The sequence below is a fragment of the Krasilnikovia sp. M28-CT-15 genome, from assembly GCF_047159595.1.
In the GTDB taxonomy this organism is placed as follows: Bacteria; Actinomycetota; Actinomycetes; order Mycobacteriales; family Micromonosporaceae; genus Actinoplanes.
This window is the reverse complement of the sequence record NZ_BAAGAK010000001.1, coordinates 2,058,088-2,080,807: the sequence shown is the minus strand read 5'-3', so window position 1 is coordinate 2,080,807 and position 22,720 is coordinate 2,058,088. Positions and strand designations below refer to the sequence as shown.

General features: G+C 68.8%; 17 protein-coding genes, 2 tRNA genes and 3 pseudogenes. 7 read left to right on the top strand and 15 right to left on the bottom strand.

All coding sequences use genetic code 11. From position 1 onward, the window contains the following. A complete protein-coding gene (locus ACMCNO_RS09935) occupies positions 1-321 on the bottom strand; it encodes a hypothetical protein (RefSeq protein WP_412749109.1) in 321 nt (106 codons plus the stop codon). A 459-nt stretch (positions 322-780) separates the two neighbouring features. Between ACMCNO_RS09935 and ACMCNO_RS09930 the strand changes: the two genes are divergently transcribed. After that, positions 781-1,077, top strand: a complete 297-nt coding sequence (locus ACMCNO_RS09930; RefSeq protein WP_412749108.1) for a hypothetical protein — start codon at positions 781-783, stop codon at positions 1,075-1,077. Between the two features lie 148 nt (positions 1,078-1,225). On the opposite strand, the pseudogene ACMCNO_RS09925 reads toward ACMCNO_RS09930, so the two are convergent. After that, positions 1,226-1,597 (bottom strand): annotated as a pseudogene (locus tag ACMCNO_RS09925) (site-specific integrase); the annotation flags it as partial. Between the two features lie 192 nt (positions 1,598-1,789). Here ACMCNO_RS09925 and ACMCNO_RS09920 point away from each other — a divergent pair. Together ACMCNO_RS09920 and ACMCNO_RS09915 are read left to right on the top strand one after the other, a co-directional pair. Then, entirely contained in the window at positions 1,790-2,122 is a 333-nt protein-coding gene (locus ACMCNO_RS09920; RefSeq protein WP_412749107.1) for a hypothetical protein, read from the top strand. A gap of 197 nt (positions 2,123-2,319) precedes the next feature. Beyond that, positions 2,320-2,648 (top strand): annotated as a pseudogene (locus ACMCNO_RS09915) (tyrosine-type recombinase/integrase); the annotation flags it as partial. A gap of 243 nt (positions 2,649-2,891) precedes the next feature. Here the strand turns inward: ACMCNO_RS09915 and ACMCNO_RS09910 are convergent. Continuing rightward, positions 2,892-3,035: a hypothetical protein gene (locus ACMCNO_RS09910; protein WP_412749106.1), complete on the bottom strand. Its 144-nt coding sequence runs from the start codon at positions 3,033-3,035 to the stop codon at positions 2,892-2,894. A gap of 513 nt (positions 3,036-3,548) precedes the next feature. Between ACMCNO_RS09910 and ACMCNO_RS09905 the strand changes: the two genes are divergently transcribed. The 3 genes and pseudogenes from ACMCNO_RS09905 to ACMCNO_RS09895 form a co-directional block, all read left to right on the top strand. Further along, positions 3,549-9,263 carry a putative Ig domain-containing protein gene (locus ACMCNO_RS09905; protein ID WP_412749105.1) on the top strand — a complete coding sequence of 1,905 codons (5,715 nt, stop codon included), beginning with the start codon at positions 3,549-3,551 and terminating at the stop codon, positions 9,261-9,263. 148 nt (positions 9,264-9,411) lie between these two features. Beyond that, positions 9,412-9,798: a hypothetical protein gene (locus tag ACMCNO_RS09900; RefSeq protein ID WP_412749104.1), complete on the top strand. Its 387-nt coding sequence runs from the start codon at positions 9,412-9,414 to the stop codon at positions 9,796-9,798. Positions 9,799-10,153: 355 nt separating this feature from the next. Then, positions 10,154-10,560 (top strand): annotated as a pseudogene (locus ACMCNO_RS09895) (transposase); the annotation flags it as partial. On the opposite strand, the gene ACMCNO_RS09890 reads toward ACMCNO_RS09895, so the two are convergent. The 5 genes from ACMCNO_RS09890 to ACMCNO_RS09870 form a co-directional block, all read right to left on the bottom strand. Then, on the bottom strand, positions 10,517-10,957 hold the full coding sequence (locus ACMCNO_RS09890; RefSeq protein ID WP_412753919.1) for a hypothetical protein: 441 nt from the start codon (positions 10,955-10,957) through the stop codon (positions 10,517-10,519). The pseudogene ACMCNO_RS09895 and the gene ACMCNO_RS09890 overlap by 44 nt on opposite strands. 230 nt (positions 10,958-11,187) lie before the next feature. Next, complete coding sequence (locus ACMCNO_RS09885) at positions 11,188-12,657, bottom strand: tyrosine-type recombinase/integrase (RefSeq protein WP_412749103.1); 1,470 nt, start codon at positions 12,655-12,657, stop codon at positions 11,188-11,190. Positions 12,658-12,736: 79 nt separating this feature from the next. Next, a tRNA-Ile gene (locus ACMCNO_RS09880) sits at positions 12,737-12,813 on the bottom strand. A gap of 88 nt (positions 12,814-12,901) precedes the next feature. After that, entirely contained in the window at positions 12,902-14,167 is a 1,266-nt protein-coding gene (locus ACMCNO_RS09875; RefSeq protein WP_412749102.1) for an FAD-dependent oxidoreductase, read from the bottom strand. A gap of 106 nt (positions 14,168-14,273) precedes the next feature. Then, positions 14,274-14,346 (bottom strand) — tRNA-Asn (locus ACMCNO_RS09870). Positions 14,347-14,538: 192 nt separating this feature from the next. Here ACMCNO_RS09870 and ACMCNO_RS09865 point away from each other — a divergent pair. Next, positions 14,539-14,865: a hypothetical protein gene (locus ACMCNO_RS09865; RefSeq protein WP_412749101.1), complete on the top strand. Its 327-nt coding sequence runs from the start codon at positions 14,539-14,541 to the stop codon at positions 14,863-14,865. Positions 14,866-14,925: 60 nt separating this feature from the next. Here the strand turns inward: ACMCNO_RS09865 and ACMCNO_RS09860 are convergent, their stop codons facing one another. From ACMCNO_RS09860 to dnaG, 7 genes are all read right to left on the bottom strand, one after another. Continuing rightward, the gene (locus ACMCNO_RS09860; RefSeq protein ID WP_412749100.1) at positions 14,926-16,107 is read right to left on the bottom strand and encodes a sugar phosphate isomerase/epimerase family protein; all 1,182 of its coding nucleotides are present in this window, start codon (positions 16,105-16,107) and stop codon (positions 14,926-14,928) included. Positions 16,108-16,502: 395 nt separating this feature from the next. Then, positions 16,503-17,618: a YihY/virulence factor BrkB family protein gene (locus ACMCNO_RS09855; RefSeq protein WP_412749099.1), complete on the bottom strand. Its 1,116-nt coding sequence runs from the start codon at positions 17,616-17,618 to the stop codon at positions 16,503-16,505. Between the two features lie 167 nt (positions 17,619-17,785). Continuing rightward, positions 17,786-18,595 (bottom strand): ABC transporter permease, encoded by an 810-nt coding sequence (locus tag ACMCNO_RS09850; RefSeq protein WP_412749098.1) that lies wholly within the window; start codon positions 18,593-18,595, stop codon positions 17,786-17,788. A gap of 9 nt (positions 18,596-18,604) precedes the next feature. After that, complete coding sequence (locus ACMCNO_RS09845) at positions 18,605-19,363, bottom strand: ABC transporter permease (RefSeq protein ID WP_412749097.1); 759 nt, start codon at positions 19,361-19,363, stop codon at positions 18,605-18,607. Position 19,364: 1 nt separating this feature from the next. Further along, complete coding sequence (locus tag ACMCNO_RS09840) at positions 19,365-20,324, bottom strand: ABC transporter ATP-binding protein (protein ID WP_412749096.1); 960 nt, start codon at positions 20,322-20,324, stop codon at positions 19,365-19,367. Positions 20,325-20,336: 12 nt separating this feature from the next. Next, entirely contained in the window at positions 20,337-20,864 is a 528-nt protein-coding gene (locus ACMCNO_RS09835) for a hypothetical protein (RefSeq protein ID WP_412749095.1), read from the bottom strand. Continuing rightward, positions 20,861-22,711: a DNA primase gene (gene dnaG, locus ACMCNO_RS09830; RefSeq protein WP_412749094.1), complete on the bottom strand. Its 1,851-nt coding sequence runs from the start codon at positions 22,709-22,711 to the stop codon at positions 20,861-20,863. Before dnaG ends, ACMCNO_RS09835 begins: the two co-directional genes overlap by 4 nt. Positions 22,712-22,720 lie beyond the last annotated feature (9 nt).

The following is a 22,720-nucleotide window of genomic DNA, read 5'->3' as shown; positions in this document are numbered from 1 at the left end:
TCAGGACGCCAAATTCGCCACCGCCACGATTTCCAGAACGCCCAGAAAGGTGCAGCCCCACGCCCACCAGAGACGCCGTCGCCCCGCGAAGACGTCCCTGGTCAGCTGGACGACGACTCCCCACGCCCCACCGGCAATCAGGAGCACGCATCCAGGCGCGGCCGCCCACGACAGGCGCCCGCCCACCATCAGAAGAATCAGAGCAAACGCGAAGATGCCACCCAGGATGTTCAGTGAAGCGGCGTAGAACCGGATACGCCCGACAGCATCACTCTCCGACTCCGCCGCGAACTGGCGCCGAAGCTCCTCACGAAATGACATTGCGCGAGGGTACAGGCATCCGACCCCCTCGCCGCCCCAATCATCAGCGCTAGTCAATGGCCCGCTTCGCGTGGGTTCGTCGGGAGTGACGGTGTCGTCGCCGGAGGGGGTTGCTGGGCACCTCACGCCGCACCCGCCAACCGTGGTCGACTCCCCACGCCACCACCCGGCGCGTCAGCTCCGCGGTGACCCGCACCGCCGACCAGTCGGTAACGACAGCGCCAGCAATGCCGAACGCGCGGGCCGCGCCACGGCCGACCACACGGAAAGCCTTCGACGCGTGGATCGCGACAGATCAGTGCGTTCCGGTAGCCATGCCTGCGGCCCATTCCGCCGGCGAAGCGGTCAGCGAAATCTCGCGCGCCACCGCTTGCCCGCCAACAGGAAGGCAACCTCGGCTCACCCACCGCCAGGACACCAACCGCCGTACGACTAATTGATGACGCCGTCGTCACTCCGATGGCGGACGGCAGGCTCGGCGATGCAGGAAACGATGTGGGCAGGACGGGCAAGGAGCACGACCCTACATCGAAGGCGAACAGCATGGATACGAAGAAGCAGCCGGACGGCCGATGGGCGCCCTGGTGGCTCTACGTCGTGATCATCGTAGGGTCGAACTACGTCAAGCAGTACTTCGTGCAGGACTGGCCGGTGGCCATCAACGCCGCGATCACGCTCGTACTGATCGGCATACTGTTTCTCGGCATCACCTCCGTGTACCGGAGCATGCGCGGCGCGGACCGACAGCCGCGTTGATCCGGCCGTCCTCCAGAGGTGGTTTCGCGGAAGCCCTGACAAACCGGCGTACCGGCCTCCGAACGCACTCACGTCGGCAGATGTGTGCACCCACCTGCAGGAGCGACCATGCACGTCTACGCGGAGAGTGGCTCGGCGCGCAACCCAATCAGCTGCCGGTGATCCACTCTCGACGCCAGCGTCGTCCAACGCTCGGGTCGACGTCGGCAGCGCGGGCGGTGTCCGCCCCGGTCGGGGACTTCCCCGCCGCTACCTCCCGCTCCCACCACTCGTGAGCCGCCTCTTTCGCCGCTCGCGGTGCCGGCGGCCGACGTGGCGGACGAGCACGCGACGGCGACGAGTAAGGGCCGCCGCCCGTGTCTGCGGTCGGCCGCGCCGGCATCCGCCCGGACAGAGCTGAGGCGGCTCGCTGGTCGGCCTCGCTGAGCCACGCTGCGTACACCCGAAGCGTCGTTGCTCCTCCCCCGCCATGCCCGAGACGGCCCGCCACCGTCCGGACGTCGGTACCCGCGGCGATCAGCTACCGCCCGGTTGGGCGGTCTGCCCTTTCGGTTGGTTCTTTCCGCTTTTGCTTCCCCCAGACCGATCACGCTCTGTAGCCTCTGCTCCTCGATCAGGGGTGGTGACGTCGATGGAGGCAGAGGCAGTGAAAGCTGGACTACGCCGATCCTGGGGTTGGAACGCCCTCACGCTCTGCGCCGCAGTATCGATCTTGGGTGGCATCGCCGCCGGCTGCTCCACGGACCGGCTTGATGCCAGTGCCATTGCGGCTGCCAAGTGTTCTCTGCCGGTCGGGGAGAAGGCCGGATTCGGCGATGACCCGACCGAGAAGCGCGACATCACGGTGACCGACCTCGGCGACGGACGCTTCCGTGTCACCGGCTTCGTTGTCGGCCCGCCGGAACAGAGGCGAAGCGTCGGCTTCCTCTGCGAGGTCGAACCCGATCCCACCGATCAGCTCCGGGGCCTCAAGGTGACACGTATCGAGGTGGACCTTCCCCCGGTGACCACGAGCGGCGCGGCCGAAGGAGGCCAAGAGTCATAAGGGCAGGCTCAGGGTCTGCGCGCCGCGACACGCTGTTGGGGCTGGCCTCAGACGGAGGGCGGCGCCCTCACCGGTGCCAGGCCCTCGGGGTGCCCCTGCCTGTCAAGGTGGAGCGCCCATGCGGTGTCACCGTGCCCGCCGATCTTTGCGCCCGGTGACGGGTTGAGACCGAACTGCCGGACCGTAGGGGACACTGCACCGCCTCATCCGATTCGATCTTGCCGCTGCCGCCGATCTGTATCACGGCGCTCAAGGAGCACCGCGAGGCACAGATCGCCGCCAAGGAGCAGGCCGGGGCGGCCTGGCACGACGACGGGCTCGTGGTCACCACCAGATTCGGCACCCCGATCGAGCCGCGCAACTTCCTTCGGTTCTGGGATCGCCGCTGCGAGCTGGCCGGACTGCGCCGGATCACGGCGCACGACGCGCGGCGCACCTGGGATCTCTGCTGGCCGACCTGGACGTGCACCCCCGGGTGGCGATGCAGATTCTCCGGCACGCCAACTTCAAGATCACGATGGAGATTGGGCCATTGAGCAGGCAAGCTGGTGGGGCGGGCGGGACTCGAACCCGCGACCGAGGGATTATGAGACGGCCCGACCGGACCGACCACAGCATCTACCTGGGCTTCTGTTTGCGCACCGACCGCCTCGGACGACGTCGATCTCAGCATTGGACACCGTTTCGCGTCACGAACCGCGTCACGGCCCCCGCCGTTCACCGGCACGCCATGGCGCGGCCAGTGGTGGTTGCCGACCGACGAATCAGATCATAGGACTACGGTCCACAGCGCAGTGATGATGGTCAGCCGTGCGACCGTCAGTTCCTGGAGAGGCGGCGAGGGCACGCCGTGTTCGTCCAGGTAGTGCACCAGCCACACAACGTCGCGTTCGGCGGCAACTTCGATGCGCATCGCGGCCTCGCCATTCCTGCGTCGTCAATGCCTCCATGAGCGACGCGCCGCCTCGATCGTCGCTCGCCTCTTGCATCGATCGCTCACAGCTCGTCCGGCCGATCGGCGTCGATCTGAATCGCGACGATGGTGTTGAGGGCAAACCTCTACACGGCACCAGCGTCTGGATGCGCTAATGCGCTTAAGGCGGCTTAGCCCTTTCTATGAGATCTTCCTAACGAACTCACAGCAAGCTGTTGCTGGCGTGACCGGTGGTTTCATTGCACTTTCCCGATGCGCGATCTTGAGGGTTTCCTGAACGGATCTCGTTCGTTCGGTCATCGAGTCGAGTCCGTGCTGCAGGCGTGCGACACCGTCTGTTAGCCCCTGGCTGGACCGTTGCCGGTGTCAGGCATAGGCCGCGAATCCCTAGCTTTCCTCTGTCTCATTGGGCGTGGAAGGTTGGGCATGACGGATCACGGACTGCGTATGGCACCGGGTTCTCTGGGTGGGAGCCGCGGGCGTTCGCGCGCGATGGTGCTGCTGGCGTTCACGTGTGTGGCGGCATTGCTGGCAGGGTTCGTCTCGCCGCCGGCATGGGCCGCAGCGCTGACGGTGACTAACCCCGGAGCCCAATCCAGCCCGACCGGGATCTCCGTGTCACGGCCTATGGCAGCTGCGGGCGGCACGGCGCCGTACACGTGGTCCGCCACCGGCCTGCCCCCCGGCCTGGCCATCAACGCCGGCACCGGCGCCGTCTCGGGTGTGCCGTCGACGGCGGGCAGCTACCCGGTCACCGTGAACGTGCGGGACGCGACGACAGCGAGTGCGAACGCCTCGTTCACCTGGGCCACCGGCGTCGTCGTGACCAGCCCGGGCAACCAGGTGGGCCCGACCAACGTCGCCTTCTCTAAGACGATCACCGCGCAGGGCGGCGCCGCCCCGTACACGTGGTCGAGCACCGGCCTGCCCCCCGGCCTGACGGTCAACGCGTCCACCGGCGTCATCTCCGGTACCCCCACCACGAAGGGCACCTACCCGACGACGGTGACCGCCACCGACACCGCCAGTGTTGCTGGCAGCGCGTCGTTCAGCATCACCACCGGCGTGATCGTCCCGCACCCCGGCAACCGCGGCAACGCCAACGGCATCACCATCCCCGACCTCGCCCTGGTCGCAAACGGCGGCACCGCCTCCTACACCTGGACCGCCACCGGCCTGCCCGCCGGACTGTCCATCAACGCCTCGACCGGTGTCATCTCCGGCACCCCCACCGCTGATGGCGCCTACGCGGTCATCGCCACCGCCACCGACACCGCCGGCGTCTCCGGCGCGACCGGCTTCACCTGGAACGTCGGCCCCGCCCCGCAGCTGACCGACCCCGGCCCCAAGGTGGGCACCATCGGCGTGCCCTTGTCCCTGCCGATCACCGTGTCTGGTGGGCAGGCGCCGTACACGTGGGCGGCCTCGTTTCTGCCGTCAGGTCTGTCGATCAACACGTCGACCGGGGTCATCTCCGGCACGCCGACCTCGGCGACGACGACTGCGGTCAAGGTGACCGTTACCGACAACCTCGATATCGCCACCTCGGTGTCGTTCCAGATCGCCGTGGCTCCGGCCGTCGTGGTGGTCGATCCCGGTACCCAGAACGACGGCGTCGGTGCACCGGTTTCGACCACGTTCAGCGCGGGCGGCGGCAAGTACCCCTACACCTGGACCGCCACCGGCCTGCCCGCCGGCCTGTCCATCAACGCCTCGACCGGTACGGTGACCGGCACCCCCACGACTACGGGCACCGACGCGGTCACGGTGACCGCCACCGACAGCGCCGGACGCACCGGAACCTTGTCCCTGACATGGAAGATCGGGTCGGTCACCGTGGCTAACCCGGGTGGCCTGGCGGCCCCGACTGGGATCGCGTACTCGAAGACCATCACCGCCAGCGGTGGCACCGCCCCGTACACCTGGTCCGCCACAGGTCTTCCCCCGGGCATCACGATCAATGCGTCGACGGGTGTTCTGTCCGGAACGCCAACCACGGCGGGCAACTACACGACGCGGGTGACTGCCACCGACGCCGCCGGTATCCCCGGCACCGCGTCGTTCGGCTTCGCCACCGGTGTGATCGTGCCGCACCCCGGCAACCGCGGCAACGGCAACGGCGTCGCCATCGCCGACCTCGCTCTGGTGGCGAAGGGCGGTACCGCCTCGTACACCTGGACCGCCACCGGCCTGCCCTCCGGGCTGTCCATCAACCCGTCGACTGGCGTCATCGCCGGCACCCCCACCGCCGATGGCGCCTACGCGGTCATCGCCACCGCCACCGACACCGCCGGCACCTCCGGCGCGACGGGCTTCACCTGGAACATCGGTCCCGCCGCACAGCTGACCGACCCCGGCCCCAAGGTCGGCACCATCGGCGTGCCCATGTCCCTTCCCATCACCGCCACCGGCGGCAAAGCCCCCTATACCTGGGCCGCCGCCTGGCTGCCGTCCGGCCTGTCAATCAACACCTCAACCGGTGTCATCTCCGGCACCCCCACCATGCTCACGACCACCACGGTCACGGTGACCGTCACCGACGATCTCAAGATCGCCAACACGGTGTCCTTCCCAATGAGGGTCGCCGACCCGGTCGCCGTGACCAACCCCGGCACCCAGAACGACGCCGCGGGCACCTCCGTGTCGACCACCCTCGCCCCAAGCGGCGGCACCGGTCCGTATACGTGGACCGCTACCGGGCTGCCCACAGGCCTCTCGATCAACGCATCGACCGGCGCAATCACCGGCATCCCGACCACCGCCGGCGACTTCGCCGTGACCATCACCGTCACCGACGCCGCCGAGCGCACCGCCACCATTACCTTCAGCTGGAGCATCAGCGCCTCCATCATGGTGGCCGCGATCGCGAATCAGAACGGGACCGTGGGCCTACCCGCCTCCCTTACCGCCGCCGCCGACGGCGGCACGGCCCCATACACCTGGACCGCGGTCGGCCTGCCTGACGGGTTCACGATCAACAGCAGCACCGGTGTCATCACCGGCACTCCCACGACAGTCGCCACTTGGGCGGTCACGGTCCGGGCCACCGACGCCCAGGGTCGCACCGCGACCACCGGTTTCGTCTGGGACGTGCGGACTTCGCCGACCATTGCCGCGCTGAGCCCTCAGGCAGGTGACGAAGGAGGCACGAACCATCTGCCCGTAATCGCAACCGACGGCACCACTCCCTACGCTTGGACCGCTATCGGCCTACCACCTGGTCTCGGCATCGCTGCGGAAACCGGCACCATCAGCGGCACCGCCACGACCGCCGGCTCCTACCGCGCCACCATCACTGTCACCGACGCGGCAGGACGCAAGAACACCAAGAGCCTGGACTGGAAGATCTATGCGGCGCCCGCGTCGGGCCCGGTGATGAGCGCGGGTAAGGGTGCACGGCTGGGCTCAGACATGCCTACCGGGACGCACCACGGCGCCGCGGTCATCGGTGACTACGTCTTCACCTCAGCGGATCACCGGATCATCAAGACCAACACTCAGACCGGTGACAGCGCGGTCCTGGCTGGCCCCACCGCCGCCAACGGCCCCCTCGGCTGCGCCGACGCCGACACCGGCGCGGCAGCGCGGTTCAACGAACCACGGGTCATCGGCGCCGACGGCTCCGTCGTCTACATCGTCACCTGCGACCGCGTCCGCGCCGTCAACCCGGTCAACGGCGCCACCACCCGCCTGATCAACGCCCCCACCGGCGACCCGTACCTCACCCGGTACGCCATCGCCGGACACCAGCTCTACACCCTCTACAGCTACAAACTGACCCAGTACGACCTGCAGACCGGCGTGACAACCACCCTGGCCGACAACGTCACCGCCAGCCCCAATAGGGCGATGGGCGCCGATGACAATGCGGTCTGGGTAACCAGCGAAAACACCCTCATGCGATTGGACCTCGCAACCAAGTCCTGGGCTGCCTCGCCCATCGGCGTGGTCACGGTCGGCCGCATGACCTCGGCGGGTGACTACCTTTACGCCACCACGTTCGACAACCTGATCGTGCGGATCAGAAAGGACGACGGCGCCACCCAGCTGATCACCGGCGACACCGGCACCGACCAGCTGGTGCTGACCGCACCCAGCGGCCTAGCCACCGACGGCGACGCCCTCTACGCCGCCGACAACCATGGCCTGACCCGCATCACCGCCACCACCCGCACGTGGCAACCCGCGTTCACCGGCCCGAAGATCGACCCGGCTTCGATCAGCATGATCTCGACCATCCCCACCACCGACGCACGTGGTATCGCCGCGATTGGACAGTTTGTGTTCGCCGCGGAAGGTCACCAGATCATCAAGACCAACACTCAGACCGGTGACAGCGCGGTCCTGGCTGGCCCCACCGCCGCCAACGGCCCCCTCGGCTGCGCCGACGCCGACACCGGCGCGGCAGCGCGGTTCAACGAACCACGGGTCATCGGCGCCGACGGCTCCGTCGTCTACATCGTCACCTGCGACCGCGTCCGCGCCGTCAACCCGGTCAACGGCGCCACCACCCGCCTGATCAACGCCCCCACCGGCGACCCGTACCTCACCCGGTACGCCATCGCCGGACACCAGCTCTACACCCTCTACAGCTACAAACTGACCCAGTACGACCTGCAAACCGGCGTGACAACCACCCTGGCCGACAACATCACCCCCGGCTCGTATCGGGCGATCGCCGCCGACGACTCCCATGTCTGGGTTGCTTCCGACCAAACCCTGCTGAAAGTCACACCATCACCGCGGCCCGGGCTGCCCATCGACGGCCCAGCGGGTCAGGTCACCACCGTGGCCACCCAGATTCCCTACGCCCTCGACGGAATGATGATCTCTGTCGGTGACTACCTCTACATCAAGGCACCCCGGCCCAACCTGCCGGAACCTCAGCCTTACGGCACCCCCCGGCCCCCGGAACTTGCTGCCATCAACAAGGCAGATGGATCCAAAACCGGGGTTTGGACTGAGAGCACGGACGGCACATTCGCCCTTCCGTGGGACGGCACGGCTCTCGGCCTTACCTACGACGGTTCCGACCTGTACACACTGGACAACTATTACGGCGCCATCACCCTGCGCCGCATCCGCCCCCAGGCACCTGTCAATTCCGGGTCAGCCGAGGACAGCAACAGGTGGTGGCGGAGCCTGACCGACACCCAGCGTCAGTACATGACCCAAGATCATCCTGAGCGCGTTGGGTGGATCGACGGCGTGCCTATCGCCGACCGCGACAAGGCCAACCGCATGGTACTGGCGTCGCGCAAAGAGGACCTTCCCCGCTGGAAAAAGCAATACACGGACGAACTCGCCACCCTTGTTGAGGGAAATCCGAGGATCTACGACCTTAAGCAGCTACTCAAGACCATCGACAATGAGCAGGACCGAGTCACCCAGATCGAGAAGGCATTGGAGGAAAAGCTCGGTGACGGCGTAGGCTTCCTCGTCGGAGTGGCCTTCGCTGGGGACGGCAAGGTCATCATCGCCGACCACAACCCGGACAGAGCGCGCCACACTGCAGTATGGGTTCCTGGCCTCGGCACTACACTGGACAGCACCCATAGCAATGTCGATCGGGTCCACAACCTACAGGGCATGGCATCCGCCCTTGTGAATGGAGAGGTTGAAGTCTCGACCATATATTGGCTCGGCTACGATGCACCGGAAGTCGATCTGTCCGTCGCACTGGAATACCGCGCCAAAGCTGGAGCAGGGCCGTTGAACCGGTTCGTTGACGCGCTCTGGATCACCCACGGCCCTGGCCCGTACCATCTCACGGCTGCGGCCCATTCCTACGGCTCAACCGTGGTCGGCGAAGCTGCCCTCACAGGAAACCTCCACGCAGACGACCTTCTCGTGGCTGGCAGCCCTGGCATGGACACCGAAAACATCGGGGACTTGATGGTGGATCCAAGGCATATTTGGGCGGGCGCAGCCGATGACGATATAGTCGCACATCCCGAGCTTGTCGGCGACTACGCCGATCTCGTGCCGATTGTCGGAACCTGGATCACCGCCGCCTATGTAGACGGCCACGAGATCAGCCCACATGAGCCAGAATTCGGGGCGAACCAATACGTCGTTGACACCAGTGGGCATAGTGCCTACTGGAAAGAAAGCACGAGGAGCCTTCATAACCAGGCTGCAGTGGTTACCGGCAAATACAGCCTCGTTGACCTAGTGCACGGCGAGGCCCCACCTGACATCTCCTGACGGGAAGACAATGAAGATTCATGGCAGTCAGAACGGCAGACCGCGGCGCCTCAGCCGAGTGTTGTCGGCCGTTCTGCTTGCCATGAGTGGCTGCAGCCAAAACGCTAACCAAGATCAAGGAAATGTGAGATCCGCCACCGAGATGAGCGTGAGTGCTGAGGTGAACGAACTCGCGAGCGCAGTCGCTAACATCGCCGGAAATGGAAAACTTGTAAGGCGGAACGTGCATTCGGCAGAATGTGACAATAGGGTTGGCGACGCAACGGGCCAGGTGAAATACGTTCTAGGCTTCTACAACATCGACCTCCCTGGCGCCAGGCACCCTAACGCATTCAAACTCGTACAGAAGCACTGGCGGGACCTCGGCTGGAAGATAACTGACGACCGTTTCAGGCAGGAACTTAACGAAGGGGTACTCTCGGCAAAAGATCCGCGGGCAGGCATCGATTTCACGCTGTCCAGCACCACTTCTCCCGATGCTCTCGCTATCCTGATCTCATCAGGATGCTTCCGTGAAGCGCAGCCCATGACATAACCAAGTCATTGAGGTGCGGCGGGTTGTGGATGCGGTGCTCGCAAGGAATTCCGTGCCTGCGTGAACCACCACAGAGCACCTCAACTCCGCGGCCTGCGTGGTCGTCGTCAGGGCTGAAATCCATGCACTTCCTCCAGCCATCGAATGCCCCGCGAACCCGGATCGTCCATCTCAGCCGATCGCCCATCCGGAGCTCCGATGGAATTTGGGGCTTGGGATGGGTATGAGGCTTGCCCACGTGAGCGCTACAGGCGACTTCACCGAGTCTGGCAATTTTGCCTAGAGCTCCTAACACGATCTGACAAATCGGTGTTGATCAGCGCGGCGATGTGAAGATCAGTCTCGTTCGCCCGGTGTGAGCAAGCCGTGGGTCGTCGAGGACGAGCTGTGGGACCGTATCGAGCCGTTGCTGCCAGCGTGGCCGGACAAGCCTCCCGGGCCGCGGCCGGTGCTGGATCGGTTGTGTCTGCGAGGCATCCTGTTCGTGCTCTAAACCGGCATTGGCTGGGAAGGCCTGCCTCAGGAACTCGGGTTCGGCTCCGGGATGACGTGCTGGCGACGGCTGAAACGATGGACCGACGCCGGCGTGTTCGACCAGCTGCATCGGCTGTTGCTGGCCGAGCTGAACGCTGCCGGGCGCATCGACTGGTCGCGGGCGGCGATGGACGGCAGCCACATCGACGCGAAAAGGGGGGCGCCGGGACAGGCCCGTCGCCGGTCAACCGCGGCAAACCCGGCAGCAAGCACCACCTGCTCGGCGACGGACCTGCGCGCCGGCCGCAGTCCACGTGCCGGCTTCGCGCTCCTTCAGGGCCTTGTGGATGTCGCTCTCGGGGGTGTGCTCCGCACGCGGAGAGCGGCCATTTTCGTGGCGGAACACCGGCCCGTAGCGCCCGTCGACAAACGTCATCCACACAGGCGTCGGCGGCAGGCCGCGATCGGCGTGCAACCGCATACACAGCAGGCAAAGCAGTTTCCCGCCGCCAATGCCATGCGGCCGATCGTCGGACACGCGCTCGCGCAGGTCGGGCTGGTCGGGATGCCCCCAGCCGGGTTCACGGGGTTGCAACTCCATCCCGGCGGGGACGTAGTACACGCCGTCGGTGAAGTCGTAGGGGTCGATGTCCCAGGTGAATCCGGTTGGGCTGATGGCAGACACAATCCTCCTGATCGGGGTGCTGGCGGCCAGCGTGTGGAGCTTGCTTGGCGACGGCCTGGCCCAGCCCGGTAGGGAGTAGGAGGCGGGATCAACTTCGCGGGTCGCGGGCCGCCGTCCTTCCACAGTGTAAGGACGGTTTGGCGACAACGAGACTGCCAATCTGGGGCACGAGGGTGGTGGCGATCGGCCCGTTCAGGGCAGGAGCCGTGCGCTAGCCGCCTTCGCGCAGGTCAGGCGCCCGACGTCCACTCTCGGCGCCAGCGCCGTCCCACGCTCGGGTCGACGTCGGCGACGCGAGCAATATCCGCCCCGGTCGGGGACTTCCCAGCCGCTACCTCCTGCTTCCACCACTCATGAGCCGCCTCTTTCGCCGCTCGCGGCGCCGGCGGCCGGCGTGGCGGCCGAGAGCCTGAGGTGGGCGAGCGTGGGCCGTCACCCGTGTCGGCAGTCGGCCGCGCCGGCATCCGTCCAGACAGAGCCGACGCGGCCCGCTGGTCGGCTTCGCTGAGCCAGGCGGCGTACACGCGCAGCGTCGTTGCCCCTCCCCCGCCGTGCCCCAGGCGGCCCGCCACCGTCCGGATATCGGTGCCGGCAGCGATCAGCTCGGTCGCCGAGTAGTGCCGTAGCGCATGCAGGTGACTGGCGATCCCCAGGCGCTTGGCCAGCCGGTCATACCGCTGCGTCATGGTGTCCGGCACCGGGAAGCTACTCCCGTCCGGCGCCGGGGAGAACACGTACGCCGCGGGCGACAACTCCAGGCCGAGCGCCCGAAGCCGTTCGTCCCACCGGCGCCTGTGCTCGGCCAGCACCTCCGCCGTGTCGACGTCAATGACGGTGCGCCGCTGCTGGTGGGTCTTCGTGCCCTTCTCCACCAGGTCCCCGTCGGCACCCACGGAGATCGCTCGGCGCAGGGTCACCACGTTGGTGTCCAGGTCGACGTGCTGCCAGCGCAGCGCACACAGCTCGCCGCGGCGCGCCCCGAGCGTCATGGCGCACCACACGAACGTCCCCCAGTCCGGGTCCCGCCACGCCTCGGTCACGATCCGCGCCGCCTCGTCCACGCTGGGCGGCTGCGGATCCGGATGCGGCAACGCCGGCTTGTCCGCCTGATCCGCCGGATTGAGCGCCATCCACTTCCACCGCACCGCCCGATCCAGCGCACCGCTGAGGATCCAGTGGATCTGCCGAATCGTGGACGCGGACAACCCGTCGCAGGCATGCCGGCGGCACCGGTCATCGCACTCGTGCGGCCGCTGCGTCCGGTGCTGGATGTACCGACGCCCGTCGCAGTGATCCCGGCACTTGCGCAGCCGGGCATAGAAGGTCTCCAACAGCTCGGCGTCCACCCTGGCCACCTGGACACCGCCGAGCATCGGCCGGATGTGCTTCTCGATCTTCAGGACGTAGCCACGCCTCGTGGACGGTTCGACGTGCAGCACTTCGAGCCATCGATCCAGCAGCTGATTCATGGTCGCCCGGGTCCGCGGGTTACGCCGCTCGTCCACCTGACTGAGGAGCCGGGTCCGCGCCTTCTCCGCCTCACGCGCCGCGTTCGGGCCAGGTGGGATGACCTCGGTGAGGTCATGCCGCCGCTTCGTCAGCGGATCAACACCGGCGTACACGCGGACGCGGAACGCGCCGCTGGGCAGGGTGTCGATGGTGCCGCGCTGTCGCTGGCGGGGAGCCGCCTGTCGCGTCATGAGCCCGACGCTAGCACCGCTTGCGTCACGGACCGTGTCATGTGACGCTCGATCAGGCGGGTTCGTACCGCGCTTTCGCTGGTGGGGCGGGCGGGACTCGAACCCGCGACCGAGGGATTATGAGTCCCCTGCTCTAACCCACTGAGCTACCGCCCCCATACCGGCGGCGATCCTATCCCGCACGTCCGACTCCGGGCCACCGAGCCACGCGCCCCCCGCCCACGTGTCCGGATGACTGCGCAGGTCACACCGCAGCCGGGGTGGCCCCCAGCATCGCGAGCACGGCACCGGCCGTGCGCCAGCCGCCCGCGAGGGCGCCCTGGATGGAAGGGCTGTCACGGTGATCGCCCGCGACGAACAGTCCATCGCCCAGGTCGACGGGCTTGCGCAGGTGGCCCTGCGGCACCGGGGCGACCGGCAGGGCATCGGGGACGGCGGCGATGCTGATCAGCTCCCAGTCGTCGGTGGGAGCGCCGTACATCCGCGCCAGTTCGGTGCGGACGACGGCTTCGGACGCTCCGGATGGTGCCGACACCCCGACGACGCTGGCGGCGATCAGGCTACGACCGGCGGCGGCGTATTCCGGGGCGGCGTTGCTCACGACGACCGTGTTCGCGATGATCTCGCGCCGGTCGCCGTCGATCAGGAGGGTGGCTTCGTCGATGGGCGGGTCGGCCGTACCGAAGTAGTAGGTGGTCAGGCCGCGCATCCGCGGTGGCGGCAGCGCGGGCAGCAGCGTGGCCGCGGTTACCGGGTCGGTGGCGACGATGATCGCGCGAGCGTGGATCTCGCCGCGTTCGGTGACCACCCGGCCGGGGCTGACCGACAGCGCACGGGCACCGACGAGCAGTTGTGGGTACGGCAGCGGCCCGGCGACCGCCGCGGGCACGGCCGCCATCCCGGCGGCGGGCACCCCGAGCCGTCCTCGGGCGAGCGAGCGCAGCACCATGGCGAAGACGTGGCTGGAGGTGTCCAGTGCCCGGTCGGCGAACACGCCGGACAGGAACGGGCGCAGCACCTCCTCGATGATCCGGTACGACAGTCCGGCGCGGCGCAGCGCCTCCTCGGTGGTGGTCTCCGGCGCTTCGAGCAGCTTGCGCGGGTCGGCGGTGGCATACCGGGTGGCGAGCGCGGCGAACTTGAGACGATCGGCGAGGCTGCCGATGCCGGAGCCGAGCGTCTGGGCCGCGGCGAGCGGGTCGCGCAGCGGGTTCTCGAGACGGTGCAGGGTGCCGCCGCGGCGCACCAGCACTCCGGGCGTGAAGTAGCGCAGGTCGAGCGCGCCGAGGTCGACCAGTGCGGGCAGCCGGGGGTAGGCGGTGTTGAGCACCTGGAAGCCCCGGTCGAGCCGCCAACCGTCCACGACGTCGGTGGCGACCCGGCCGCCGAGCCGGTCGGCCGCTTCGACGAGCAGCCAGTCGACGCCGACCCGGTCGAGCCGGCGGGCAGCTGCCAGCCCGGCCAGTCCGCCGCCGATGATGGCGACGTCGACCTGTGCGGGCTGGGACACGGGCACCTCACCAACGGACATTCGACGCGGAACCCAGCCTAACGTCGCGTGCCGCCGTGGGCAGGACAAACAAAAACCCGCCTGGTGGGCGGGTCGTGGAGAGAAGCTCCCCCGATTGGACTCGAACCAATAACCTGCCGGTTAACAGCCGGCTGCTCTGCCAATTGAGCTACAGGGGATCGCGGCCGACGCGCCGGGTGTCCGGTTGTCGTGGCGACCCGATACACAGTACAGGATGCGGCGGGTGTTGTGCCGGGCGGGTGGTGGGACGCGCCGGATGGGCAAAACGCGGAATGCGGGTGTGACCGACCGGCAGGATGGGTACGTACCACCGCAGACGCACGGGCGTCACACGAGTGGAAGGAGCCGCCATGCGCGGAAAGCTCATGTTCATCAGCGGTCTCGCGGCGGGCTTCGTCCTGGGCAGCCGGGCCGGCCGGGAGAAGTACGAGGAGATCCGGGCCAGCGCCAAGAAGGTGTGGGAGCACCCGACGGTGCAGGAGGCCGCCGGTGTTGCCCAGGCGCAGGCCAACAAGCTGTACGCCGAGGGCAAGGACAAGCTCAACTCGTCGAAGCTCGGCGAGATGATGCACTCGGCGGAGACCCCGGCTTCAGGAGGCTCGAACGCGCGCCCCGCGAAGGTTACGGCGTCCAGCGACTCGATGTCCGGGTCGAACAGCGCCGGCAAGACGTACTGAGCCGCCGCACGTGAACGGGGCCGCCCTGTCAGGGCGGCCCCGTTGCGTGGGCGCGGCGGTTCAGGCGGCGCGGGCCGTGGTGGGTGGCGACAGGCCGCGGCCGGTGAGCTCCGCGTGGGCGTACGAATACTCCGCCGCGATGGCGTCAGCGTGCGTGACCGGATCGGTCGGCCACCCGTGCCGCTGGCCGGCGTCCACGGTCACGTCGGTCGATCGGCCCGGCGGCCAGGTGCCGGCGGCGCCCACGTCGAGGAATTCGGTGCCGGGGGTGTCCCCGGCCATCAGCTGGCGCACCGCGGTGCGCCAAACCTCCGTGGTGGCGGCCAGCGCGGCCGCGGGCGCGGTGTGCAACGGTGCGGGACATCGGATCCGCCAGGGGCCGGGCAGGGCAGCGGCGAGGGCCTGCGGCAGGTCGTCGAAGTAGGTGCCGTCAGGCGTCGTGACCGGGTACGGGTGACCCTCGTCGAGGTATGCCGACAGTGCGTCGGCGGCCGTGTCGGGGTCGGCGGCCTCCAGGGCGGCGGCGATCCTCGCCTGGACGACCGACAGTCCGGCATCGGCGAGCCGGGTGATGGCATCGGCCGGGTCCTGCCAGCTGCAGGCGAGGTCGGCGAGGTCGAGGCAGACGCCGAGCCGATCCTTGTCGGCGTTCGCGAGCGCGGCTGGGGTCTGTCCGGCGCTGTCGAGGACGTGCCCGGCCGCGGGCTGGAATCCGACCCGGACGGCGCGGCCGGTCTGCCATGCGATCTCGGCGAGTCCGCTGGAGAGCCGGCCGAGGATGCGGGCACAGGATCTTTCCCGGTCGGCGTCCCACTGGTCGCGGCGTCCCAGGCCGAGGGTGCTGACCGCGCCGCGGACGGTGTCGTCCGGCAGCAGGTCGACGAGGATGCGGGCGAGATCGAGGGTGTACTCCAGCCGGGCCGGGTCGCTCCAGTCGGGCTGATCACGTTGAGTAGTTGGATTGTCGTCGTACCGTACGCCGTTCAGGGTGACGACCTCGAGTCCGTGGGCGTCGAGCACCGCACGGAGCCGGATGCGGGCTCGGCCGTTGCCGGCGAGGAGGGCCGCGAGGGCGGGGGGTAGCCAGAGGCCGATGCCGAGGGTGGCGACGTCGAGCCGGGCGCGCACGGCGTTCGCGTACGTGTCGAGCTGGGCGATGAGCGTGCCGAGGTCGCGGGCGGGCGGGAGGTCGAGGTCGCAGCCGAGGTGGACGATCCGACCCGAACGGTGGCGCAACCGCATCAGTGTCCTCCCGGAACCAGGGGTTCGCCGATGCAGATGCACGTGCATCGGCTCGCGCTCGGGAATCCAGTATGGACTGGTTGATCGTGGGCTTCCGACTCACGCGTGGCGGACCGCAGCGTTGCCATGACGCCTCCATCCATGGGTTGCTCGTCCCGGGATACGCGGGTGGACGGCTCGCCGGATCACCGGCGCGGGCGGGGTACGGCGCCGCGACCGGCATGAACGCGACCTTGATGACGGACATGAATCGCCGCCCGTCTGTCAGCTTGCCTGCGGTGACCTGCTCAGGAAAGCCGTGGGGACAAGTCGGCACACCACGGAGAGCAACGACCGTCGTGCATCAAATGCACGTTCGGACACGATCACGTCAATGGCGGACGAGACACCCTGCGCTATCGAGTACCCGCGTCCGCGGTGCTGCGCGTGCTGAGGCCCTTCTCGCTGCCCTTCTTCAGCTTGCGGTCGTCACGCAGCTGAAGGAACGGCTCGTCGTCGGGCGAATGGCCGGCGGCGATCGCGCGACCGCGCTCCAGCTCGGCGTCCAGCTCGGCGCCGAGCAGGATCGCGATGTTCGAGATCCACAGCCACACCAGGAAGGCGATGACACCGCCCAGGGTGCCGTATGTCTTGTTGTAGTTGGCGAAGTTGCCCAGGTAGATCGCGAACGCCGCCGAGGCGGCGATCCACAGCACCACGGCGAAGACGCCGCCGGGGCTGACCCACCGGAAGCCGCCCGTCTTGGCGTTCGGGGAGGCCCAGTACAGGATCGCGAACATCAGGCTGACCAGGACCACCAGCACGGGCCACTTGACTACGTTCCAGGTGGTGACGGCGGCGCCGCCCAGCCCCAGCTGGTCGCCGACGACCCGGGCGAGATCACCGGTGAAGACCACGATGACGGCGGAGAGCATGAGCATGATGCCGATGACGGCGGTGACCCCGACCCGGATCGGCAGGGTCATCCAGATCGGGCGGCCCTCCGGTACGTCGTAGATGGCGTTCGAGGCGCGCATGAAGGCGGCGATGTATCCGGACGCGGACCAGAACGCGACCACGAGACCGATGACCGCGGCCAGCCCTGCGGTGCCCGTGCCCTTCACCTGCCCGAGCACCGTGTTCACGAGGCCCTGCAGCTGATCGTTGGGGGCGATCTCCCGGACCGTGTTCTGGACGGTCTGCTGGCCGTCCGCGCCGAGCATGCCCACGATCGACACCAGGACCAGGGCCGCGGGGAAGATCGACAACACGCCGTAGTACGTCAGCGCGGCGGCCCAGTCAGAGATGTTGTCCTGCGAGAACTGCTGGAACGTCCGCTTGAGGGCGGCCACCTTGCTGTCCCGGGGCAGGTCCGACGGGCCGCGCGGGCCCTCGTCGGGGCCGGGCGGCGAGTCGTCGGTCGCCGCATCGGTGCGGTCGAGTCCCGTGACGTTGCGGGTGGTGTCGCGCTTGCCGGCCTCGGCGGCCCGCACGTCATCCGTTCTCTCGTCGGACTTGTGAAAGAGCTTCATGGCGGGGCTTCCCTCCGGACCTGTGCGTCTGCCCGGCCGCCGCCGCACGATCCGGGCCTGGTGCCCGCGCACCGGCGTACGACCTGCCCCCCTGATTCCCGCCATCAGTCGGGTCTAATCCCGCCGCCGACCGTCGCGATAGCCGCCCCGGGGCCGGCGGGCTGCGCTCACTTGCACAGCAGGCGCTCCATCCGCCGCCCCGCCACCGTCAGCCCGACCGCCAGCAGCACCAGCAGGTAGGCCACGTCGGCGAGCTGGCTCGGCGCGAACACCCCGGTGGTGATCCCCCGGAGCAGGTGCACCGAGCGGTACAGCGGGGTCACCTCCACCAGCCAGCGCAGCACCGCGGGGTACGCCTGCGCGGGCACGAACGTCCCGGAGAACAGGAACAGCGCGAACTGCACCGCCACCATCAGGTCGAAGTCCTGCCAGCTGCGCATGAAGGTGGCCAGCGCCATCCCGGCCGCCCCGAACGCGAAGCCCACCAGCGCGGCGGCCGCGAACGCCACCGGGGCCAGCCCGGCCGAGGTCAGACCCATGACCACCATGACCACCAGGAAGGCCGCGGCGTACATGTTGCCGCGGATCATGGCCCAGGCCAGCTCGCCGGAGGCCACCTCGATCGGCCGGACCGGGGTGGCCAGCATCCCGTCGTACAGCCGCATGTACTTCATCTTTCCGAAGAAGTTGAAGGTGGTCTCGGACAGCGCCCCGCTCATCGCCGACGACGCCAGCATCGCGGGGGCCACGAACGCGGCATATCCGACCACCCGGCCGTCTGGCAGCGTCAGGTCGCCGACCAGGGCGCCCACGCCGACCCCGATCGAGAACAGGTAGAGCACCGGCTCCAGGAATCCGGAGACCATCACCACCCAGTACGCGGTGCGCAGCGCGGCGACGTTGCGCTCCACCACCGACGCCGAGCGGCGCCCGGCGCCCTCGAAGGACACCAGCCGCGGCAGCACCAGAGTCACCATCACGTCCCCTCACACCACGAGCCGGCGGTGGAACCGCCGGTACGCCAGCCACCATCCGGCACCCGCCCACACCGCCAGATACGCCAGATGCCCGGTCACCGACCACATCGGCGCGACCCCGAGCGTGGCGGCCCTGCTCAGATCCACGGCATGCCACAGCGGCAGCGTGTACGCGACCCAGCGCAGCACGTCGGGCAGCGAGTCGACCGGGAAGAACACCCCGGAGAACAGCGACATCGGCAGGACCCCGAGCCGGAACAGGATCGCCAGGTAACTGTCGCTGCGCACCGCGGCCGCGTACGCGAACGTCGGGGTGGCCACCGCGAGCCCGAGCAGCGCGCCCACCAGCACCGTGACCGGGGCCCACCACGAGTGCATCGTGCCGAACGCGGTGGCGATCAGCAGAAAGGCACCCGTCGCGGTCACCGCGCGGAACACGACGAACGCCAGGTGCCCGGCGAGAATGTCCGCGACCCGCGGCGGGGCGGCGGCCTGACCGAAATACGTCCTGGTCCACTCGAAGTTGCCGAACACCGGCCACGCCGAGTCGCCGATCGCCACCTGCGCGGCGGTCGAGGCGATCAGCCCCGGCACCATCCAGTCCAGATACGGCACCCCGTCGACGCCACCGGCGACGTACGCCCCGACGCCCACCCCGAAGCCCAGCATGGTCATCAGGGGCAGCACGAACGACGACAGCACGCTGGAACGCCAGATGCGGCGGTAGCTGGCCAGGTGATACTCCAGCACCGAGAGGGTCGCGGTCATCTCAGTCCACCAACGTCCGGCCGGTGAGATGCAGGAAGACGTCCTCGAGGCTGCTGCGGCGCACCAGCACGCTGGCCGGGGCGAGCGCCCGCCGGTGCACCTCGGCCACCGCCTCGTCGCCATCCGCCACGTAGAGCAGGATCCGGTCGGGCAGCACCTCGACCCGCTCCCCCACACCGTCCAGCTTGTCCGCGAAGGCCTCCTGCGACTCCACGTTGAACCGCAGCTCCACCACCTCGCGCGTCGAATGCCGCTCGATCAGCGCCCGGGGCGAGCCCTCGGCGACGATCCGGCCGCCGTCCATCACCACGAGGCGGTCGCACAGCTGCTCGGCCTCGTCCATGTAGTGGGTGGTGAGCACGAGCGTGACGCCCTGCTGCTTGAGCCGGAACAGCCGCTCCCACACCAGGTGCCGGGCCTGCGGATCCAGGCCCGTGGTGGGCTCGTCGAGCAGGATCAGCTCGGGCTCGTTGACCAGGGCGCGAGCGATCGTGAGCCGCCGCTTCATGCCGCCGGACAGCGGCTCCACCTTGCTGGTCGCCCGCTCGCTGAGCTGCACGAACTCCAGCAGCTCCGCGGCACGCGCCCGGGCCACCCGGCGGGGGATGCCGAAGAACCGGGCGTAGGTCGTCAGATTTTCCCGGACGGTCAGCTCGGGGTCGAGGTTGTCCAGCTGCGGGCACACCCCCAGGCGTGCGCGGATCGCCGGGCCGGCGCGGCGCGGATCCCGCCCGAGGATGCGCAGCACCCCGTCGGTCGGCGGGGACACGCAGCCGATCATGCGCATGGTGGAACTCTTGCCCGCGCCGTTGGGCCCGAGGAAGCCGAACGACTCCCCGCGCATCACATCGACGTCGATGCCGTCCACCGCGGTGAAATCACCGAACCGTTTGACCAGACCGCGCGCGTGGATGAGGGGTTGGTCGCTCACCCGGCACACCCTAGTGAGGGGGTCCGACATCGCGGGCCGGGTTCACGCAGGCGGGGCGATCGCCTCCCGCGCAGTCTCGATCAGCTCGTCGGTCACCTGCACCACCGATTCCGCGTCCACCTCGGTTCCGGCGTCGTAGCGGACCGCCCAGCTCAGGCCGTCGGCGCCCGGGACCCGACGGCCCACCACCCGCACCCCGCCGGACGTCAGCGTGTGATGCGTGGTGTACGCCACCGACCGGGTCACCCGGGCGCGCACCTGATCGGGCAACTCCCCCGGCTCCAGCAGCAGGCACGTCACCACCGGCCCGTCCTCCAGGACGGTGTAGCCGTCGCGCTGCTCGGCCACCTCGGCCGGGGTGATCCGCAGCTCCCGCCCGGACCACGCCGCCTTGTGGATCTCGTGCCAGCCGATCCGGGCCCGCTCGGGCAGCCACAGCCCCCGGTTCGTCGCCACCACCACCGGGCCGCCCGGCTCGCCCACGTACGCCCAGGCGAGCACGCGCTCCTCGGGGTGCAGGGCCGGCCGGGAAGCCGCGGGCAGCTTCGGACGTCGTCGTAGCAGCTTCACAGTCCACCTGCCGCCTGCTCGCGCAGCGCGCGCGCGTGTTGTTCCAGCGAGAAGAGTTCCCCGGCCAGCGCCAGGTACTCGTCCTTGTGCGCCACCGGGTTGACCCGCTGCACCTTGGACTTCAGATCCCGGATCCGGGTGGTCACCGCGCCCACCTGCAGCCGGGCCAGCGTGACCTGCACGTACCGGGGGTCGGGCTCGCCGTCCACGTGCAACGGCTCCACCGCCAGCTCGCCGACCAGGGCCTTGCCGCCCAGGTCCGCGCACGCGTCCCGGACCGCCTCGATCCAGACCGCGCCGCCGGTCGCCGCGGCCGTGCCGCCCGCTTCCCCGATCGCGATCCGCACGGCCTGCAACACCGGGTGCCCGTAGGTCTCCGGGCCCAGGGCGTCGAACATCGGCCCGGCCAGCACCGGCACCTGCAGGGCCAGCTTCAGCGCCTCCCGCTCGACCAGCCGCTGCGGGCTGTCGGTGGGCTGCGCCGGGACCCGGGGCGACGGGGCGGGCGACTCGCCACCGGCCGCGGCGGCCACGGCCCGCTGCACCGGCTCGACGTCCATGCCGAGATCGCCGGCGAGCTTGCGGGCGTACTCGGGTCGCTTCTCCCGGTCTTTGATCTTCGCGACCAGCGGCGCGGCCTTCCGCATCGCCTCCACCCGGCCCTCGACGGTGTCCAGGTCGAAGCGGGACAGCACCTGCCGCAGCGCGAAGTCCACCAGCGGCTCGCGGCGCGCGACCAGGTCGCGCACGGCCAGGTCGCCCTTGGCCAGGCGCAGCTCGCACGGGTCCATGTTGTCCGGGCTGACGGCGATGAAGGTACGGCCGACGAAGCGCTGATCCTCCTCGAACGCCCGCAGCGCCGCCTTCTGCCCGGCCGCGTCCCCGTCGAACGTGAAGATGATCTCGCCGGCGAAGCTGTCGCTGTCCATCAGCAGCCGGCGCAGCACCCCGATGTGGTCCGCGCCGAACGCGGTGCCGCAGGTCGCCACCGCGGTCGGCACCCCGGCCTCGTGGCAGGCCATCACGTCGGTGTAACCCTCCACGATCACGGCACGGCCCTGCCGAGCGATCTCCCGTTTCGCGTGGTCGATGCCGTAGAGCACATGGGACTTCTTGTACAGCGGCGTCTCGGGGGTGTTCAGGTATTTCGGGCCGTCGTCATCCTCGAACAGCTTGCGGGCGCCGAAGCCGATCACGTCACTGGTCAGATCACGGATGGGCCAGATCAGGCGGCGCCGGAACCGGTCGATCAGCGACCCGGAGCGGGCCGGTTTGGCCAGCCCCGCGGTGGTCAGCTCCTCGGCGGTGAAGCCCTGCTGGCGCAGGTGCTTCGTCAAGTTGTCCCAGCCCTCGGGCGCGAAGCCGCAGCCGTAGCTCTGCGCGGCGTCGCGGCCGAAGCCGCGCTGGGCGAGGAATTCGCGGGCCGCTCGCGCGGCGGGGGTGCTGAGCTGCTCGCGGTAGAAGTCGGCCGCGGCGGCATGCGCCGCGACCAGGCGCTGCTTCTGGCCCGCGGCGGGGCGCGGGCCCGCCGGGGTACGGCCGGTCTCCTCGTAGCGCAGCTGGAGGCCCGCCTTGCCGGCGAGGCGTTCGACCGACTCGATGAACGTCAGGTGCTCGGCGTCCATGAGGAACTTGATCGCGTCGCCGCCGGCGCCGCAGCCGTGACAGAAATAGACATTCCGGGCAGGTGAGACCGTGAACGACGGGGTCTTCTCGTCGTGGAACGGGCACAGGCCCTTGAGGTTGCCGCCGCCCGCCGAGCGCAGCGTCACCGTCTCACTGATCACCTCGGCGATCGAGGTACGGTCGCGGACCAGCGCGATGTCCTCATCCTTGACCCTGGCCACCGGTACATC